Source organism: Methylobacterium sp. J-068, from assembly GCF_022829445.1.
GTDB lineage: Bacteria > Pseudomonadota > Alphaproteobacteria > Rhizobiales > Beijerinckiaceae > Methylobacterium.
In genome coordinates this window covers 1-18,370 of sequence record NZ_JAKSXY010000070.1, presented here as the reverse complement: position 1 = coordinate 18,370, position 18,370 = coordinate 1, and the positions used below count along the sequence as shown (strand labels likewise).

The 18,370-nt window shown below is 65.2% G+C and carries 20 protein-coding genes and 1 pseudogene; 15 read left to right on the top strand and 6 right to left on the bottom strand.

Annotated features, from left to right (window positions below; genetic code table 11):
• The 9 genes from MKK54_RS10310 to MKK54_RS10270 all read left to right on the top strand — a co-directional run bounded on the left by MKK54_RS10310 (position 1) and on the right by MKK54_RS10270 (position 8,724).
• Positions 1-1,455, top strand: a complete 1,455-nt coding sequence (locus MKK54_RS10310) for a CpaF family protein (RefSeq protein ID WP_244010701.1) — start codon at positions 1-3, stop codon at positions 1,453-1,455.
• Positions 1,452-2,420, top strand: a complete 969-nt coding sequence (locus tag MKK54_RS10305) for a type II secretion system F family protein (RefSeq protein WP_244010700.1) — start codon at positions 1,452-1,454, stop codon at positions 2,418-2,420. Before MKK54_RS10310 ends, MKK54_RS10305 begins: the two co-directional genes overlap by 4 nt.
• Before the next feature lie 82 nt (positions 2,421-2,502).
• On the top strand, positions 2,503-3,465 hold the full coding sequence (locus MKK54_RS10300) for a type II secretion system F family protein (protein ID WP_244010699.1): 963 nt from the start codon (positions 2,503-2,505) through the stop codon (positions 3,463-3,465).
• A 77-nt stretch (positions 3,466-3,542) separates the two neighbouring features.
• Entirely contained in the window at positions 3,543-4,220 is a 678-nt protein-coding gene (locus tag MKK54_RS10295; RefSeq protein WP_244010698.1) for a metallophosphoesterase family protein, read from the top strand.
• A 379-nt stretch (positions 4,221-4,599) separates the two neighbouring features.
• Positions 4,600-4,857, top strand: a complete 258-nt coding sequence (locus tag MKK54_RS10290; RefSeq protein ID WP_244010697.1) for a hypothetical protein — start codon at positions 4,600-4,602, stop codon at positions 4,855-4,857.
• A gap of 87 nt (positions 4,858-4,944) precedes the next feature.
• Entirely contained in the window at positions 4,945-5,940 is a 996-nt protein-coding gene (locus MKK54_RS10285; protein ID WP_244010696.1) for an SDR family oxidoreductase, read from the top strand.
• Between the two features lie 119 nt (positions 5,941-6,059).
• A complete protein-coding gene (locus MKK54_RS10280) occupies positions 6,060-7,238 on the top strand; it encodes a zinc-dependent alcohol dehydrogenase (protein ID WP_244010695.1) in 1,179 nt (392 codons plus the stop codon).
• A 152-nt stretch (positions 7,239-7,390) separates the two neighbouring features.
• Entirely contained in the window at positions 7,391-8,467 is a 1,077-nt protein-coding gene (locus MKK54_RS10275; RefSeq protein ID WP_244010694.1) for a patatin-like phospholipase family protein, read from the top strand.
• Positions 8,468-8,475: 8 nt separating this feature from the next.
• A complete protein-coding gene (locus tag MKK54_RS10270; RefSeq protein WP_244010693.1) occupies positions 8,476-8,724 on the top strand; it encodes a hypothetical protein in 249 nt (82 codons plus the stop codon).
• Positions 8,725-8,903: 179 nt separating this feature from the next.
• Here MKK54_RS10270 and MKK54_RS10265 read toward each other — a convergent pair whose 3' ends face one another.
• From MKK54_RS10265 to MKK54_RS10250, 4 genes are all read right to left on the bottom strand, one after another.
• Positions 8,904-9,080: a hypothetical protein gene (locus MKK54_RS10265; RefSeq protein ID WP_244010692.1), complete on the bottom strand. Its 177-nt coding sequence runs from the start codon at positions 9,078-9,080 to the stop codon at positions 8,904-8,906.
• 613 nt (positions 9,081-9,693) lie between these two features.
• Positions 9,694-10,986, bottom strand: a complete 1,293-nt coding sequence (locus MKK54_RS10260) for a Y-family DNA polymerase (protein ID WP_244010691.1) — start codon at positions 10,984-10,986, stop codon at positions 9,694-9,696.
• Positions 10,983-11,432 (bottom strand): LexA family protein, encoded by a 450-nt coding sequence (locus tag MKK54_RS10255; protein WP_244010690.1) that lies wholly within the window; start codon positions 11,430-11,432, stop codon positions 10,983-10,985. Before MKK54_RS10255 ends, MKK54_RS10260 begins: the two co-directional genes overlap by 4 nt.
• Before the next feature lie 2 nt (positions 11,433-11,434).
• Entirely contained in the window at positions 11,435-11,665 is a 231-nt protein-coding gene (locus tag MKK54_RS10250) for a hypothetical protein (RefSeq protein ID WP_244010689.1), read from the bottom strand.
• 123 nt (positions 11,666-11,788) lie between these two features.
• Between MKK54_RS10250 and MKK54_RS10245 the strand changes: the two genes are divergently transcribed.
• From MKK54_RS10245 to MKK54_RS10220, 6 genes are all read left to right on the top strand, one after another.
• Positions 11,789-12,034 carry a DUF6894 family protein gene (locus MKK54_RS10245; RefSeq protein ID WP_244010688.1) on the top strand — a complete coding sequence of 82 codons (246 nt, stop codon included), beginning with the start codon at positions 11,789-11,791 and terminating at the stop codon, positions 12,032-12,034.
• Between the two features lie 18 nt (positions 12,035-12,052).
• Positions 12,053-12,307 (top strand): hypothetical protein, encoded by a 255-nt coding sequence (locus tag MKK54_RS10240; protein WP_244010687.1) that lies wholly within the window; start codon positions 12,053-12,055, stop codon positions 12,305-12,307.
• Between the two features lie 137 nt (positions 12,308-12,444).
• Positions 12,445-13,173, top strand: a complete 729-nt coding sequence (locus MKK54_RS10235) for a helix-turn-helix transcriptional regulator (RefSeq protein ID WP_244010686.1) — start codon at positions 12,445-12,447, stop codon at positions 13,171-13,173.
• A 120-nt stretch (positions 13,174-13,293) separates the two neighbouring features.
• Entirely contained in the window at positions 13,294-13,917 is a 624-nt protein-coding gene (locus MKK54_RS10230; protein ID WP_244010685.1) for an acyl-homoserine-lactone synthase, read from the top strand.
• A gap of 279 nt (positions 13,918-14,196) precedes the next feature.
• On the top strand, positions 14,197-14,922 hold the full coding sequence (locus tag MKK54_RS10225) for a thermonuclease family protein (protein ID WP_244010684.1): 726 nt from the start codon (positions 14,197-14,199) through the stop codon (positions 14,920-14,922).
• Positions 14,919-15,221 (top strand): hypothetical protein, encoded by a 303-nt coding sequence (locus tag MKK54_RS10220; RefSeq protein WP_244010683.1) that lies wholly within the window; start codon positions 14,919-14,921, stop codon positions 15,219-15,221. The genes MKK54_RS10225 and MKK54_RS10220 overlap by 4 nt, the downstream gene beginning before the upstream one ends.
• 58 nt (positions 15,222-15,279) lie before the next feature.
• Here MKK54_RS10220 and MKK54_RS10215 read toward each other — a convergent pair.
• Together MKK54_RS10215 and MKK54_RS10210 are read right to left on the bottom strand one after the other, a co-directional pair.
• Positions 15,280-16,114, bottom strand: a pseudogene (locus MKK54_RS10215) (IS5 family transposase).
• 339 nt (positions 16,115-16,453) lie between these two features.
• Positions 16,454-18,007 carry a hypothetical protein gene (locus tag MKK54_RS10210; RefSeq protein WP_244010682.1) on the bottom strand — a complete coding sequence of 518 codons (1,554 nt, stop codon included), beginning with the start codon at positions 18,005-18,007 and terminating at the stop codon, positions 16,454-16,456.
• Between the last annotated feature and the right edge of the window lie 363 nt (positions 18,008-18,370).

Genomic DNA, 18,370 nt, shown 5'->3' with positions numbered 1-18,370 from the left:
ATGTTCGGTAGGAGGTCGGGAGCCGCCGCCGCCGAGGCGCGGCCCGCCGCGGTTCCGCTCAAGCCGCAGGCCACGCTGCCGGTCCACGACGATTCGGCCCTGCGTCCCAAGGTGGAGGCGCCGCGCCGGTCCGAGCCGGCGCCGGCGCCGGCCGCGGCGAAGTCGGAGGATTACTTCCGCACGAAGAGCATGATCTTCGGCGCCCTGATCGAGGCGATCGACCTCTCGCAGCTCTCGCGCCTCGACGCCGAGGCGGCGCGCGAGGAGATCCGCGACATCGTCTCGGAGATCATCGGGCTCAAGAACATCGTCCTGTCGATCGCCGAGCAGGAGGAACTCCTCGACGATATCTGCAACGACGTGCTCGGCTACGGCCCGCTGGAGCCGCTGCTGGCGCGCGACGACATCGCCGACATCATGGTCAACGGCGCGAGCCGCGCCTTCATCGAGGTCGGCGGCAAGATCCAGCTCACCAACGTGCGCTTCCGCGACAACCAGCAGCTGATGAACATCTGTCAGCGGATCGTGAGCCAGGTCGGCCGCCGCGTCGACGAAGCCTCTCCGATCTGCGACGCGCGCCTGCCGGACGGGTCCCGCGTGAACATCATCGCGCCCCCGCTCGCCATCGACGGGCCGGTGCTGACCATCCGTAAGTTCAAGAAGGACAAGCTCACCCTCGATCAGCTCGTCACCTTCGGGGCGATCTCGCCGGAGGGCGCGCGCATCCTGCAGATCATCGGCCGCGTCCGCTGCAACGTGGTGATCTCGGGCGGCACCGGCTCGGGCAAGACCACCCTGCTGAACTGCCTGACGCGCTACATCGACGAGGACGAGCGCATCATCACCTGCGAGGACGCGGCCGAGCTGCAGCTGCAGCAGGCGCACGTGGTCCGGCTGGAAACCCGCCCCCCGAACATGGAGGGGTCGGGGCAGGTCACCATGCGCGACCTCGTCAAGAACTGCCTGCGCATGCGGCCCGAGCGCATCATCGTCGGCGAGGTCCGCGGCCCGGAGGCGTTCGATCTGCTTCAGGCGATGAACACCGGCCACGACGGCTCCATGGGCACGCTGCACGCCAACTCGCCCCGCGAGGCCCTGGCCCGCATCGAGTCGATGATCACCATGGGGGGCTTCAGCCTGCCCTCCCGCACCCTGCGGGAGATGATCTGCGGCTCCATCGACGTGATCGTCCAGGCGACGCGCCTGCGCGACGGCTCCCGCCGCATCACCCACATCACCGAGGTGATGGGCCTCGAGGGCGACGTCATCATCACCCAGGACCTGTTCCTCTACGATGTGCTCGGCGAGGACGCGAACGGCAAGCTGATCGGCCGGCACCGCTCCACGGGGATCGGCCGTCCGCGCTTCTGGGAGCGCGCGCGCTACTACGGCGAGGAGAAGGCCCTGGCGGCCGCGCTCGATGCCTCCGCCGAATTCGGCGGGGGGGCGCCGTGAGCGCCCTCAACATGCCGCTCGCCGCCGGCCTCGCCGCCGTGGCCGCGGGCGCCACGGCCTACGTCTTCATCCTGCCCTACCTCTCGGGCGAGCGCCGCACGGCGGAACGCCGGAAGGCGGTCAGCGTCGTCTCCGCGCCCGGCAGCCGCGCGGCCATCGTCAGCCGCCGCGAGCAGGTCGCCAAGAGTCTCAAGGAGGTCGAGGCCAAGCGCGAGGGCACCAAGGTCACCCTGGAGCTCAAGATCGCGCGGGCGGGCCTGTCCTGGTCCCGCAAGCAGTTCACGATCATCTCGGTGGTGCTCGCGATCGTCGTCGGTCTCGTCATCCTCGTCGTGACGGGCAATCCCCTGGCGGGCCTCGGGGCGGTCTTCGCCGGCGGCTTCGGCCTGCCGATCTGGCTGCTCGCCTTCCTGCGCAAGCGCCGGATCGCCGCCTTCATCAAGGAACTGCCCACCGCCATCGACATCATCACCCGCGGCGTGCGCGCCGGCATTCCGGTCGGCGACTGCTTCCGCATCATCTCGCGCGAGGCCGAGGAGCCGATCCGCACCGAGTTCCGCCTCGTGGTGGAGGCGCAGACGCTGGGCCTCTCCCTGGGGGACGCCCTGGTGAAGATGTACGAACGCGTGCCCGTCTCCGACGTGAACTTCTTCGCGATCGTCATCAGCATCCAGGCGAAGTCGGGCGGCAACCTCTCGGAGGCGCTGGCCAACCTGTCGCGGGTGCTGCGCGAGCGCAAGAAGATGGCCGGCAAGATCCAGGCGATGAGCATGGAGGCGAAGGCTTCCGGCGGCATCATCGCCGCCCTGCCCTTCATCGTCGCCATCCTCACCTACATTTCGAGCCCGGACTACATTTCGCTGCTGTGGCGGACCGATATCGGCAAGCTGGCCCTGGTCGGATCGGCGATCTGGATGTCGCTCGGGGTCTTCACCATGAAGAAGATGATCAATTTCGACGTCTGACGTCGCCCCGCCCGCGATCGGTCCGGCTCCAATCCAGTTCCGACAGAAATCCTCGTCCGGTCGAAGCGCACGGAGACACCGCATGCTGGATCAAATCGCCGCCAAGGTCACGGATCCGCGCTTCCTCGGCATGGTGCTCACCGGGCTCGCCACCGCGGCGACCGCCTTCGCGCTGCTGCAGCCGGTGCTCGAGCCCGACCGTCTGGGCAAGCGCATGAAGATGGTCGGCGAGGAGCGCGACGAGATCCGCCGGCGCGAGCGCGACCGCCTCGCGAACAAGGCGGCGCTCCGGGTGGCGCCCAAGGCCTACATGAAGCGCGTGGTCGAGCAGTTCAGCCTCGACCGCTGGCTCGGCACCGAGACCGCCCGGAAGCAGCTGATCATGGCCGGCTACCGCTCTCCCGGCGCGGAGACCGGGTTCCTGTTCTTCCGCCTCGTCACGCCGATCGTCCTGGCCGTGGTGGCGATCTTCTACGTCTTCGTGCTCGGGGTCCTCGACCAGCCCTTCGCGATCCGGGCGATGATCGTCATCGCGGTGCTCCTCCTCGGCATCAAGGCGCCGGAACTCTACCTGCTCAACGTCTCGAAGAAGCGCCAGACCGAGATCCGCGCCGCGTGGCCGGACGCCCTCGACCTCACGCTCATCTGCGTCGAATCCGGCATGTCGGTCGAGCACGCGTTCCGCCGCGTCAGCGCGGAGATCGTCAGCCAGTCCGTGGTGCTCGCGGAGGAACTCGCGGTGCTGACGGCGGAGCTGTCCTACCTGCCGGATCGCCGTCTCGCCTTCGAGAACCTCGCGAACCGCATCGGACTCGACCAGATCAAGGCGGTGACCACCGCGCTGATCCAGGCGGAGCGCTACGGCACGCCCGTGGGCCAGGCCCTGCGCGTCCTCTCGCAGGAAAGCCGCGATTCCCGCATGAACGAGGCCGAGAAGAAGGCCGCCGCCCTGCCGCCCAAGCTGACGGTCCCGATGATCCTGTTCTTCCTGCCGGTTCTGTTCGTGGTCATCCTCACGCCCGCGATGATCCAGGTCTTCCGATAGGGCGCGCGGCTGGTCCGGGGCGCGGCAAGCGCCTATCTCGGGGAACGCCGCGCGGCCGGCGGGTTCCCGGAGGCGGCATGTCCGAACTGACCTACGCGATCGGCGACATCCACGGCTGCGCCGATGCGCTGACCCGGCTCCTGGCCCGGATCGACGAGCACCGTCGGGGACGCGCCGCCCGGATCGTCTGTCTCGGCGACTACGTGGATCGCGGGCCCGACAGCGCGGGCGTGATCCGCATCCTGCGGGCGCGCGCGGCGGATGAGCCCGGCACGCTGATCTGCCTGCGCGGCAACCACGAGCAGATGATGCTGGACGCCTATCGGGATGCCCTCGCGGCGCCGGTCTGGCTGGAGAATGGCGGGCGCGAGACCCTGCACGCCTTCGGGATCGACGACCCGGAGGCCCTGCCGCACGACGTCCTGGCCTGGCTCTCGGCGCTGCCGACCGTCCACGAGGACGACCACCGCTACTACGTGCATGCCGGGTTCCGGCCCGGCCGCCGTGGGATCGATCCCGACGTCGCCACGCGCCTCTGGATCCGCGAACCCTTCCTCGGCACGCCGTTCGACTTCGGCAAGCACGTGATCCACGGCCACACGCCGCGCCGGGACGGAGCGCCGGACCGCCGGCCTCACCGGACCAACCTCGACACCGCCTGCGTCTATGGCGAGACCCTGACGGCCGCGATCCTTCATGCCGACGACCGCGCTCCGGCCGCGTTCCTGCAGGTGCCCCGGGACGCGGTGGGCTGAGGGTGGCAAGCCCCGATGCGGCTTGGCGACGAAACCGCTGGCGCCCGTCCGATACCACGACCGCGCGACAGGCCCGTTTCCCTCTGGGAGCCGGCGTCGTGACGTTGGTCACCGGAAGTGTGGTGGGCCCGGCAGATGTCGAATAATTGAATGAGATTATAGGCATAGCGTGAAGGTGCGGGATAGTCGGCCCTTTTGACTTCTAAGGGCTTTTTTTACAGGCTCCCGCACCGCTTCGGAGGCTGATCGCGTAACGGCCGGGTCGACGCTGTGGCTGTTCGCCAGGTAACGGCGGCACGGGCCGCGCTATCGATCGACCATGGCTGAGAACCCCACCGCCAGCGAACTCTAAAAGGCCAAGGCCGTGACCTAGGAGGATGTGGTCGCCACCTTCATGGCGGACCCGACGATGAGCCTGTTCGTTATCGGGGACGGGTACCGCCTAGATCTTGCCGCTGCGGTTCGGGCGCACGAATGGGCGTCGGTCACGGTCCCCACGAAGGGTGCGACCGAGCACCTGAAGCGGGCGGGCCATGACCGAGGATTGGCGCTGCCCATTCCGACCTTTGACGGCGAACGCGGACACTTCGAACATTCGATGAGCGGGAGCGGTTCTTCCGAACGGGATCGCCTTTGACGGTCGCGCACGAGCACAACGCATCGGCTCGTCATGCGTACCCACCATGCACCCTCATTCGGGCGCAAGATCGAGGAACATGCCGGAATGAAACATAAGCCCCTGCACGAGCAGGTGATCGTGATTACCGGCGCATCGAGCGGCATCGGTCTGGCGACGGCGCGAATGGCTGCAAAACGGGGTGCACGGGTCGTGCTCGCGGCTCGCAGTGGAGATGTGCTCGCCGAACTGGCCAACGAACTCGGTCCGCGCGCGGTCCACGTCGTTGCCGATGTGGGCCGGCGGGAGGACGTTTTGGCCATCGCCGATGAAGCTCGCGCAAGCTTCGGTGGCTTCGACACTTGGGTCAACGTTGCTGGTGTGACGGTGTACGGCCCGCTCCGCGAGATCGAATATGCCGACCACGAGCGGCTGATACAGACCAACCTATGGGGAACGGTGAACGGGTCGCTCATAGCCGTCGAGCATCTGCGCGAGCACGGCGGTGCGCTCATCAATGTCGGTAGCATCGCTTCCGACCTCGCCTTCCCCTTTCAAGGGCTCTACGCCACGTCCAAGCATGCGGTGAAGGGCTTCACGGATACCCTACGCATGGAGCTGATCGCGGAGGGCGCCCTGGTATCCGTCACCCTGGTGAAGCCCGCCTCCATCGATACGCCGCTGCCACAGCGCGCCCGCAACTACATGGATCATGAGCCGACCCTACCGCCGCCAATCTACCCACCGGACGAGGCCGCCAACGCCATCCTACACGCCGCCGTGCACCCGCAGCGAGACATCATCGTGGGTGGGGGCGGCAAGATGTTCGTCACGGGTAAGGAGTTCGCGCCTGGGCTTTACGACGAACTTGCACCTGCGATCATCGCCCTTCAGAAGCGCTCCGAGGCACCACGCGCCCCTTCCGGTACGCTGCACACGCCTGCAGGAGCCGGACAGGAGCGGGGCGATCCCCCGATCTACGTGATGCGCACGAGCGCTTACACGCGCGCCACGCTCCACCCACTGACCACCCTGGCCATTGCCGCCGGCCTTGCGACGGCGGGCGCCCTAGCCCTCGGACGCCGGGCGAAGCGCCCGCTCTGACGCGGGCCCCTGAACGACGTCGACCGCAAGCCGGCGTTCACCGCACCAAGACGCCCCGAAATCCCTCCAACGCCGGAATCGATCCCGGCCACGCCGACACACCTCGGAGGAGACCCGAAATGAAAGCACTTACATGGCAGAGCCGGGGCAAGATCTCCTGCGAGACCGTTCCGGACCCGAAGATCGAGCATGGTCGTGACGCCATCATCAAGGTGACCGCCTGCGCGATCTGTGGCTCCGACCTTCACCTCATGGGCGGCTTCATGCCCACGATGGAGTGTGGCGACGTCCTCGGTCATGAGACCATGGGTGAGGTCATCGAGGTCGGTCGGGACAACCAAAGGCTCAAGGTCGGCGACCGCATCGTGGTGCCCTTCACCATCTGCTGCGGCGAGTGTCGGCAGTGCAAATGGGGCAACTGGAGCTGCTGCGAGCGGACCAACCCGAACGGCAAGCTCCAGGCCGAGACCTACGGCTATCCGCTCGCCGGCCTGTTCGGTTTCTCACACATTACGGGTGGTTATGCCGGCGGCCAGGCAGAGTACCTGCGGGTGCCCTATGCCGACGTCGGACCCATCGTCGTGCCCGAGGGTCTCACCGACGAGCAGGTGCTGTTTCTGAGCGACATCTTCCCGACGGCCTACCAGGCTGCCGAGCACTGCGAAATTGGTCCGGAAGACACCGTGGCGATCTGGGGCTGCGGCCCGGTCGGCGTACTCGCGGTCAAGTGCTGCCTGATGCTGGGCGCCAAGCGCGTCATCGCCATCGACAGCGTGCCGGAGCGCCTCGCTCTCGCGCGGCAGGCTGGCGCCGAGACGATCAATCTGGCCACCGAAAACATCCAGGAAACGCTGATGGAGATGACCCACGGCCTGGGTCCGGACTCGGTCATCGAGGCGGTCGGTATGGAGTCCCACGGAGCCGACACCACCCTGCAGAAGGTGTCGTCCGCCATCATGGAGCACACAGTCAGCCTGGAACGGCCCTTCGCCCTGAACCAGGCGATCCTAGCCTGCCGTCCGGGCGGGAACGTCTCGATGCCAGGAGTCTTCGCGGGGCCGGTCGGTCCCGTCGCACTTGGCGTTCTGATGAACAAAGGCCTGACCCTGAAGACCGGCCAGACCCACATGGTGCGTTATATGAAGCCGCTGATGGAGCGCATCCAGAACGGCGACATCGACCCGTCCTTTATCATCAGCCATCGGTCCACGAACCTGGAGGATGGCCCGGCGCTGTACGACATGTTCCGAGACAAGAAGGACAACTGCACGAAGGTCGTGTTCAGGCCGCACGGTTGACGCCGACACGCGCCGGGGACCGGTAGGGGTAGCCCACGCACTGTTCGCGTAGGAGCTCCCCCCCTCCCCCCCTGGCCTGCTACGGCCTAAGAAATCATCGAACACGGCGGTGGGTCTTTACACCGGCAAGTCACCATGAGCCGAAAGTAGGCATGTCCGGAAAATCGCGCAATCTCGCCTTCGTCTTCGCCGGCGGCAACGCTGTCGGCGCTTATCACGCCGGAGTCTACGAGGCGCTGCACGGCCATGGGCTTCGACCCGACTGGGTGGTGGGTGCCTCGATGGGTGCGGTGACGGCCGCTATCGTCGCGGGCAACGTGCCCGAGGATAGGGTTGCCAAGCTCCGCATGTTCTGGGACGAAGCCACCCAAAAGACGGGTCCGGACCCGACGGGGCTGCTTAAGCCACGCCAGGTCTACAACGGCCTGCATGCCCTCATGACGCTTGCCTGGGGGCGCCCGAACATCTTCGGCCATCGCCTGCCTGGGCTGTGGTCGGCCCTGCCATGGGTGCCGAACGATGTAGCGCTCTTCGACAACGCTCCCCTTCTGCGAACCCTGGAGCGCCTCGTCGACTTCGAGCGACTGAACCGGGGCGACACCCGCCTGACGGTCGGCTGCGTCGACATCGAGACCGGCGAGGAGGTCTACTTCGACACGTCCCGCGAGGAGGTCCGGCCGGAGCATATCCTCGCCAGCACGGCTATCCTGCCCGCCTTCCCGCCTGTCGAGATCGGCGGACGCGTCCTGTGCGATGCCGGCTACACCAACAACCTTCCCCTCGACCCAATCTTCGCATTCGAACCGGAAAGGGATCTCCTCTGCATCGCCTCGGACCTGTTCAGTCTGAAGGCGCCGCGTCCCGCGTCCCTGGACGCCGTGCTCGAACGAGCGAACGACCTTATCTTCGCCAGCGCGCCGCGCCGGGCGATTGCGGGCCTGAAACGCGAGTACGAACTGCGGGACAGGCTCGATCCCACCGGACCGACGGTGACGCTGCTCCACCTCGTCTACCAGGCAGGCGCGGACGAACTCGCGGCCAAAAGCTTCGACTTCTCGCCCTCCTCGATCCGCGACCGATGGAAAGCAGGCGGACGAGACGCGGTACAGGGCGTGGGGCTTTTGGCGTCGGCCAAGAGCGCGAATGGGCGCTTCGATTACCGCACCCTGCCTGACAGCCTCGTTTCATCGAAGAATGAAGCGCACGAGGCGATTTCCGCGGTGGCATAGCTTCGGCTGTGCTGACGGAAACCTACAAGGCCAAGGCCGTGATTGAGGAGGACGTGGTCGCCGCAATCGCCGCCTTCATGACAGACCCAACGCCGAGCCCGTTCGTTATCGGGGACGAGTACCGCCTAGATCTTGCCGCTGCGGTTCGGGCGCACGAATGGGCGTCGGTCACGGTCCGCACGAAGGATGCGACCGAGAACTTGAAGCGGGCGGCCGTTCGCACCGCGAGCCTGCTGGCGCGGCCGGAGAAGCCGTGACCCATTAAGCGTAGGCCGTCAGCACCTCGGAACATAGGTCGCCTTCTTCCTGGCTTTCCAAAATGGGCTGGGAGCGAACCCTTGCCCTTAGCCCTGAAGCGGACGTTCTCCCCAGTCGGGAGCGGATCTCCAACTAGCCAAGACAAATTTGCACAGACGCCGGCATGGAGCCGCCGTTATTAGCTGTCGTCGAGCTTCGTCTTGGTCTCGGCTTGGCGACGCGCGATCTCTTGGCCAATTTCCAACAATAGCAGGTGCAGGAGGCTCTTCATCTCGGGTGTGCCATGCGCCTGCACGATCTCGTTTGCCTCAAGGCACACCTCGGCGAGTGCGACCATTTCGTCCGTCATCGTCATCGCAATCGACTATGTTTCTCCGGCGTCCTTATCTAAATATGATCTCAACGGTGAAGAAAGCAACGCGGCATGTAAATTTTCTACAAGAATGTTAAGTAAAACATTTACATATCGCGCCTGATATTATAGAGGCTCCATGTCTACCAGCGCTCCGATACGCGTTCAGCACGATAAGGCAAACAATTTACTTGATCGTCTTGCGGAATCACTCGGTTGCTCAACGGAAGTCTTCTATGGTCAAAGCCAACACCAATTGAGTGAGACCCTCGAATTGCTGAGCCTGTGGTTCGCTCTAGAGGAGCCGCAAGACCGAGCGAAGGCGATGTCGTTTCTGCGGAACGCGAGAACCAACGCGCGAGCCCTGGACGAAGTTAGAGCACCGGTACCCGGCGAGCCCGTGGCCCTCGCGCATGCGATGCAGAAGCCCGAGAAGACTCCCTAACGTCCAACTCATGAAGAGTGGGTGTGTCGGTCAGCGACCGGTCTCCATCCACCCCTGACGTGGGTTATCCTTCACCAAACTGCCCCGAAGCTGACCTTCCAAGAGGTGAGAAGGGTTTTGGGCTGAATGGCCGCCCGGGGTCGGAAGTAGAAGTTCGTTTCAAGCCGCATCCTATGCGTGTGCGGTGGGCAACTCGCTGACCTGCGTGGTGTAGCGCGGGCTGCGCATCTCGAACTTCGTCGACCAGGTCCGCCTCTCGGTAAGCCCAGCGCGTGCCGGCACGACGGTGCCCTGGCCGAAGCGCGCGTTGCAGGCGTCCATCGCGGCCATCAGCGGCGCGCTGCGTTCGCGGTCGAGTTGTCCGATCAGTGCCCGCGGCGCGTCGTCGAGAAGCATCAGGTCGGTCGTGACCACACCCGCCTTGCTGTAGCGCCAGGGCCGGTCGCCGAGCGCCTCGCGCCAGGTGCGCGCCACGCCGGCCTGCGCCGCTTTGATCAGGGACAGCGTGTCGTTCGTGGCCTCCGGCAGTGTGACGGTCGTTGAGACCGAGCGCATCGGGTCGCCGCGGTCGTGCTCGGACGTGTGGTAGAAGACCGTGACGTGCGTGGTGCCAAGCCCGCCGCGCCGCAGCTTCTCGCCCAGTCGCGTCGCATGGGCCGCCACCGCCTCCTCCAAGGTCTCCCGGTCCGTGATGCGGCGGGAGAACGAGCGCGTGACCGCGCAGCCCTTGCGCTGGGCGGGCATCAGTTCGAGCGGCAGGCAGGCCAGCCCGCGCAGTTCGTGGATGATGCGCTCTCCGACCACCGTCATGGCCTTGCGCACCGGGCGCGGGTCGAGGTCGCGCAGGTCCGCGACTGTGTCGACGCCGAGCGTCATCAGCTTGGCGAGCGAGGCCCGACCGATGCCCCAGACCTCGGCCACCGAGATCCGGCAGAGCCAGTGGTCGTAGGCCGTCGGGTCGGTGAGGTCGCAGACGCCGTCGAGATCGGGGATCGACTTCGCGATATGATTCGCGAGCTTCGCCAGCGTCTTCGTCGGGCCGATGCCGACGCAGGTCGGGATGCCGGTCCAGGCGCGCACAGTGGCGCGCAGATCCCGGGCGAGCGTCACTCGGTCCCGGTCGCGGACGTCGGACAGGTCGAGGAAGCTCTCGTCGATGGAGTAGATTTCCACGGCCGGGGAGAAGTCCCGGTAGACCGCGTTCGTGCGTGCGCTCATGTCGCCGTAGAGGGTGTAGTTCGAGGAGAACACCCGCACGCCGTCGCGCCGGCACTGCTCGCGGATCTTGAACCAGGGATCGCCCATCCTGATTCCGAGGGCCTTGGCCTCCGGGGTGCGAGATATCGAACAGCCATCGTTGTTGGACAGGACGATCACCGGCACGCGGGCGAGCTTGGGATCGAACACCCGCTCGCAGGAGCAGTAGAAGCTATTGCCGTCGATCAGCGCGATTGCGCGGTTCATCGGACCAGCCCGGCGCGCGCCACGTGCCAGCGGATCGAGAAGCGGATCACGCCCCAGATCTCACCCTCGGCAAAATCATCGACGGCGAAGGCCGGCATGTCGGGATTGTCGAAGGCGAGCCGGGCCAGCCCGTCTTCGAGGTGCAGACGCTTCACACTCATCGCCCCATCGACGATCGCCACCACCACGCTGCGATTGACGGGCTTGAGGCTGCGATCGGCCACGGCGAGATCCCGATCAAAGATGCCGGCCCCGCGCATGGAATCGCCCGAGATGTTCCAGGCGAAGGTCGCGGGCGGGTTTGGCGCGAGCCAGCGCGGCAGTTCGAGTGCGCCCTCCAGGAAGTCATCGGCCGGCGATGGGAAGCCGGCGCAGAGCGCCGCCCCCTGGATCGGGATGCGGACCGTTTTAGTGCCCTGATTCGGTAGGCTCGCGACTCGCCGCATCGTCACTGCCGATCCCCGGCCGGCGCCGCACCGCGGACATAGCCCCGCGAGATGAGCCGATCCCGGCGCATCGACCGCCGCTCGGCCTCGGTGAGGTCAGCGAGCGCATCCTCGATCGCCCGGACGAGCGCAGTCCAAGCGTCTCCGCTTGCGGCCCGGTGGTAGGCGAGCGCGATTGCTTCCGCCTCGGACAGCTTGATTCCCACAGGGGGTTCGTAAGGACGGGCGTGCATCTCGGGTCCATCTCCTGCTAGAACATAACAGGAACAAAGCGGATCGAGGCATGCGGTTCAATCGAAACGGCCAAGGTCGGGAATGCGGCGGTGGACGCCTGTGGAGCGCGGGGTAGAACGCCAATGCCGACGCGGCTTTACCGCTTCCACTGCACGGACGGATACGACCTCGTCGTCGATCTCCGGGGCCGGCGCATCCCGACGCTCGCGCTCGTGCGGCTGCACGCCGAGCGCGTCGCCCTCGACCTGATGGTCCACGGCGCGCGGTTCGATTGGTCGGCCTGGCACGTCGAAGTCTACGACGCGAACGGCCGGGTGGTACTGACGAAGCCTTTCACCGAGGTTCGATACGATCACGCGGTCGCTTGAGGCCCAGGGGAGACGACGATGTCGATGAAGACGACGTTCATGGTGCAGACGTTCGTGATCAAGCGGAAGCGCCTGGTCCCGGGCGACCGCGAGGTCTCGCCGACCGAGAGCGGTGCCCTGAAGAAGGCCGAGGCCATGGCGGGCCGGATGCCGGGCACGGCCGTGATCAAGGTGGTGGCCGACGACGAAACCGGCGAACTGGAGGTCGCGACGATCCTGGGCCAGTTCGGCGAGGTCCCGGAGGACTTCGCCGAGAGCCTGCAGGGTGGTTGAGACAGCCATAGCGTTCGGCGAGGAGGCCGCTGACGCGAATGGCGTCACTTGAGCCTACAGGGCAGCGACGTTGGGCGCCGACCTTGAACTAAATGGCAAAACTGATGCTTGCATCGTCGGTTCAGGGAGAACCTACGATGGCAAATGGCTTCTGTTTGGACGACGCGCTCGATCTGATGGCGAAGGCCGCAGGCCTCGACGCCATGAAGAGCCTGCTCTTCGAATTGCGCGAGGCATATGGCGTCGCCAATCTCGTCTACCACGCGGCACACGTCCGCGGTCACGCTCAAGCTCATCCGATCCTCGCGCTCTCCTATGAGGAGGGATGGGTGAAGCGGTATCTCGATGAAAACTACTTCTCGATCGACCCCGTAGTGCAAGGGGGGCTTCGCGCCTTCCTACCGCTGGATTGGGCAACGCTCGATCGTCGCTCTTGCTCTACCCGCCGCCTCTTTCGTGAAGCCGATAGTTACGGTGTCGGCCGGCAGGGCGTGACGATCCCGATTCATGGCCCGGGCGGCGAGCGGGCTCTCTTTACGGTGACCTGTAATCTGTCCGACTATGAGTGGGAAAAGGCGCGCGTTCAGCTCCTTCGCGAGTTTCACGCTCTGGCGCATTTCTTCCACGATCGAGCCGTTTACCTAAGCGGGTTGCGATCCGATGAGCCGCCTCGCTTATCGCCACGTGAGTTGCAATGTATTCAACTCCTAGCACAGGGACAAAAACCAAAGAATATTGCATATAATCTTGGAATTTCCGAAGCGGCCGTTCGGCTCTACACATCTTCAGCGCGAACCAAAATGCGGTGCTCTACTTTGATTCAGACTATCGCCGAGGCTGCGTCAACAGGTTTGATAACATGTTAATCTGTGAATTTTGTGGGCATATTCCTAGTAGATTTGCCATATTCTTCTCAACCTATCGAAATCGATAGATTGCTGTTTTAGCTGTCGTGTCGAGACTACTCTGACAAGGAGAGTTTCGACGTGATCAGAATTTTGACCGAAGGCGACCGCGAGTCATTTCCGGGCCTGTTCGACCAGATGTTCCGAGCGCGAGCTGCGATCTTCAACGATCGCTTGGGCTGGGATGTGAACGTTGCCGACGGCCTCGAGGTCGATCGGTATGACCGCACCGGCAGCGCCGTCTACATTGTGGCGCACACCGAGGACGGCGTCGCTACAGGCTCGCTGCGGCTGCTGCCGACCATGGGCGACACGATGCTCCGCCATGAATTCGCGGGGTTCTTCGCCGAGTCCGTTGATGTGCAGAGCCCTACGGCCTGGGAATGCACACGCTTCTGCGTCCACCCCACCCAGCACGAGAAAGACAGGCCCGAGGCGATGGGACGGGTGTCGTCCGAGCTGCTCATCGCCCTGTGCCAACTCTGCCTGCAATCTGGCATTCAGCACATCGTTGGCCTGTACGACGTCCGAATGACAAGGATCTACCGGAGGATCGGCTGGTCGCCAGATCCGATTGCCTCGTCACATTCGGAGCGCGGCCACCTGCTCGTCGGGCTGTGGGAAGCCTCACCCGAGGCGGTACAGCGGATGGAAGCAATCGCAGCGCGCAACGCGTCGGCGCCGGCCACGAGACGTGCCGCGTGACGTGGGAGTACCTAGATGCCCACCCGCGATACTGCCTCCTCGGCCGCCGATCCAATTCAGGCGGTGCGCGATATGTGCACGCACGCCGCAGCTCTACTGGATGCCGCTGAAGCCAGTGGAGATCCTGCCCTCGTTGCCAATGTGAGGGCTTTCGTGGAGGAACTCATGGCCGGGATTAGGCTGGGGGTCGCCAGCCTCGAGGAGTCGGATCGAGATGGCGTACCTCGTCAGAACTGATCTCTAACCCAACTCTCGCAGTACCAGCAGGAGCACGAAGGGGTGTCGTCGTTGATCCGAATTTCGCTCGCCACCTACGTGCTTCTGGCTGGACCCGCCATCGCGGGCGAGCCCATCGTCGGGCGCGCCAGTGTCACTGATGGCGACACCGTCGTCATCCGTGACACGAAGATCCGCCTACACGGGGTCGATGCGCCTGAGAGCGCGCAGCTCTGCAAGGACGTCGCCGGCAGGGACTACCGCTGCGGGCAGGTCGCCGCCCTGGCGCTGGCCGACCGGATCGGGGAATCGCCCCTGACGTGCGAGCCCCGCGACATGGACCGCTACGGCCGCACAGTCGCGGTGTGCCGCAAGGGCACCGAGGATCTGAACGGCTGGATGGTCGGCCAAGGCCATGCCATCGCCTACCGCCGCTACTCCGAAGACTATGTCATGGCCGAGGACCAGGCGAAGACGGCCAAGCGCGGGATCTGGGCGGGGGCGTTCACCGCGCCGGGGGAGTGGCGCAAGGGCGAACGGGCGATGCGGATGGGGTTCGCAGCCCTCGGCGGTCCGGATGGGCCGATCCCCGCTCCTGCGATGCCGGCCGAGGCGCCGACCAGCGCCTGCGCGATCAAGGGCAACATCTCTCGCTCGGGTGAGAAGGTGTACCACGTGCCGGGCTCGCGCGATTACGAGCGGACCCGGATCAGCGAGAAATCCGGCGAGCGCATGTTCTGCTCGGAGGACGAGGCGAAGGCGGCAGGCTGGCGGGCGCCGCGCGGATGAGGCTGAACCTGCCTCATTGGCTCGCTGATCGACTGATGCCTTGGCGCTTCCGTCGCGAGGCGCGCGCGAAGGCTTCAGACCTGATCGCAGCCTACGGGCCCTTGGCCTACAGCGTTGCCCGAGAGGAAGCACGAAAAGGGGCGCGTGGTCGCCGGGATCGCTTCTGGACAGCCGTCGCTATCGCCATCGCTGAGATCGAGGGCCGCGAGATCGGCGTGAGCGGCGCGGATCGTTGGGGCGCGCCAGATATGGAGAAGTCCGGTATCAGGTACCAAGCTTACGCCAACGATAAGCGTTAGCCTAGGTGAGCTTGCTAAATAATACCGCACTTGATGGGCCTTTTTACTTTAGAAGCGTCTAACAGAATCGTTTGATCTGGTTGAGGGTGATGAGACCTGCCGCGAGGCTTGTGGAGGCCTCGCAGATGTCGGCGCGTCGCTCTTAGCGGACGGGCAGGCGGCGGAATTGGTTGAACCAAGCGCGGGTACGCTCGACCACCCAACGGTGGCGACCGAGCTTCTCGCGGCTCTCGACACCACGACGAGCAATGCGCGGCACGATCCCGCGCGCCCGGCATTCGTGCAGACGCGGTCGGGCATCGTAGGGTTTGTCGGCGTGCAGCTTGTCTAGACGCCGCCGCGGTCGTCCTCGTCGACCACTCCGCAGAGGCGGGATGGCATCGAGGGTAGCCGCCATCATGATGCTGTCGTGCCGGTTGGCCCCGCTCAGGCAGAAGCCGAGCGGGGTGCCGCGCCCATCGGTGACGAGGTGGCGGCTCTGGCCCGGCTTGCCGCGGTCCGTCGGGTTCGGGCCGGTGGCAGGCCCCCTTTTTTGGCCGCGACAGATACGCTGTCCAGGCAAGCCCGGCTCCAATCGATCTCACCCGTCGCGTGCAGACGCTCCAGCAAAACGTGATGCAGGCGGCGCCACACGCCCGCCGCTTGCCAATCCCGCAGCCGACGCCAGCAACTCATGCCGGAGCCCATCTCGGCCGGCAGCATCTCCCACGGCAGGCCCGAGCGCAGCACCCAACAGGATGCCCGTCAGGGCGGCCCGGTTCTACCAACAGGATGCCCGTCCGTGCGGCCCGGTTCTCGATCGGACGACGCCCGCCCTTCGGACGGGGCCGAGGTGGCGGCAAGAGCGGAGCGATCTCAGCCCAGAGATCATCGGGAAGAAGCGGTCTGGCCATGCCAAACCAACGCTGAAGGCCTCGCTCCGTGCCGTTCTGTTAGGCACTTTTAGGCGCAGGCACAAATGACACCGCACCTACGATTGGGAAGAGTACTTAATTTCACCAGCGATTAGCACTTACGTTCCACAAAACGAGGCGCATGGGTCGATAATCTTTAAATCCGAGCGAGACGCCGTCATCGTTTTGACTGACGGAACACCGACACGGTATTAGCACCGGACGCCGCCCCGTGCGGACAATCGCGCGAAGCGGCGTGGAGGTCGTCATTCTGCTTTGGCACAACAGTACAAAGGTGATCTCGACTAAATTTTAGTATATCGCACCGCTGGAGAAGAGCTACCACTGGTAGCGAAGGCCACCTCGTCCGCCCGCACCGAATAGGTTCTGTCCGCCCCGAACGTCGGCCTGGATGAAGGAACTGAAGCCGTTTCCAAAATCGGCGATGAGGGTCGCCGCAGCGACGCCGCGCCAGAGCCCCTGCTGCCGGATGCCCAGAACCGAGGCGCCCGTGCCGCTCAGGGGAACGGCCGAAGCCGCGAAGGCGCCGGTATCCGTGAAGGGCACGAATCCGCCCCGCACATCCACGTCGTTGTAGGCCAAGCCGGTGAGGATTGGCGTGAAGCGGATACCGTTATACTCGGTATCGAATCCGATCCGCGATCCCAATTGGACCCGAACCGTCCGTCCGTTCTTCAATCCGAGCAGGCTGGCGCTGCTGTCGTAGTCCGACCATTGCACCTGCGTTCCCAGAGTGGGCTCGACCCAGACCTGCTGGGTCACCGAGAAGCGGTAGTTGAGGTTGCCCACGAGGTTGTGCGCGCGCAGCGAAGTCGTGCCACTGCCCGTGATCGTCGCAAAGCTCGGCGCAAGAACATTGAACGATCCACCGAAAAGGTCGATACCGGCGCCGTAGGCTTGATTGTCGACGAAGTTTTCTCTCATGCTGAGAAGGTCGACCTTATACATTACATCCATAGAGAACGGACCTGAGAAATAGGTCGCGAACGCTCCTGTCGAGGGACCAGACGACGTTGCATTTACCACGCTCGACCCATTACCTACGAGCGCGGAATTCGTGCTGTTGACGGTGCTGGTGATACGCGTGTTTCCAAAAACGTACCCTCCGATTGGACCGAAGATCAGGCCGTCATCGGGGCTCAGCAGCCCACGTGCCGTGAAATCGATCCCGCCGACCATTCCAGTAACCGTCGAGCGGCTGTTCGAATTGATAACAACCGGCACGCTTGCGATCGTTGTGAAGGGGGTACCGACTGCGTCCACGGCAGCCGTGAGGCTCGAAGTAGAGCGTCCGCTCCGCTCCTCATAGTCTCCGAACCCGCGCGCGAAGGCTCCAACGCGGAACAGCGGATCAATCGGCACGATGGGAAGGACGGGCTGAATCGCCGGTTCTTCGGTGACGGTCCGCGTCGGTTCGGTCTGGCGCACCGCGACATTGGATCTCCTTACAGTTCCGCGAGGCTCCCGCGCCTCTATCCGACGCGTGCCGGGTCGGGACTCGAGGCGAACCCGCCGTTCGATGCGTTCGCGGACACGCGCTTCCACGCTTAAAACCTCGCCCGCCGCAGTCTCATTGCGTGCGCGACCCAGCGATCGGCAGACGCCGTTCACGCGGGTCAGCCCATTCTGACATCGCTGCTGTTCCTGCTCGCGGCGCTCGACAATCGTATTCGAGACTGTCCGCGTGGTCATCTCCGTGCTGCCCTGCGCCAAGTCGCTGAGGCTCTGGCTTCCCAGCGCGGCGCCGGAGAACGCGCCGGACTCACCGTTCGTGCAGAGGCCGCTCGACTGCGCAAAGCCGCGGCCGCCGTTGACGGCAATCTGCTTCGGACAGAATATAGTCGTCGTTCCAGCAGTGTTTCCATTAAACACGAAGATCTGCGTCGGTCCGACATTGCCCGTTGGGCCGACCGTTGTGCCGGTACCTGCCCCTGCCCCTGCCCCTGCCCCTGCCCCTGCCCCCTCCCCGGTGGCTGTCCCGGTGCCTTCCCCTTCTCCTGCTCCTGCCCCTGCCCCTGCCCCCGTCCCGGTTCCCGGCCCTGCCCCCGTTCCGGTGCCCGCCCCCGCGCCGGTGCCTCTCCCCGCGCCCGTGGCGGTGCCCGTCCCGCCCCCCCTGCCCGTTCCTGTCCCGCCGCACCGTCCGGTGCGCCTCCCGGTGCCCCGGGCCGTGCCTGGTCCCAACGCCCTTGCTGGGGGCAGATCAACGCACCGTGGGCAGGCGCGTGTCGCTGGCCC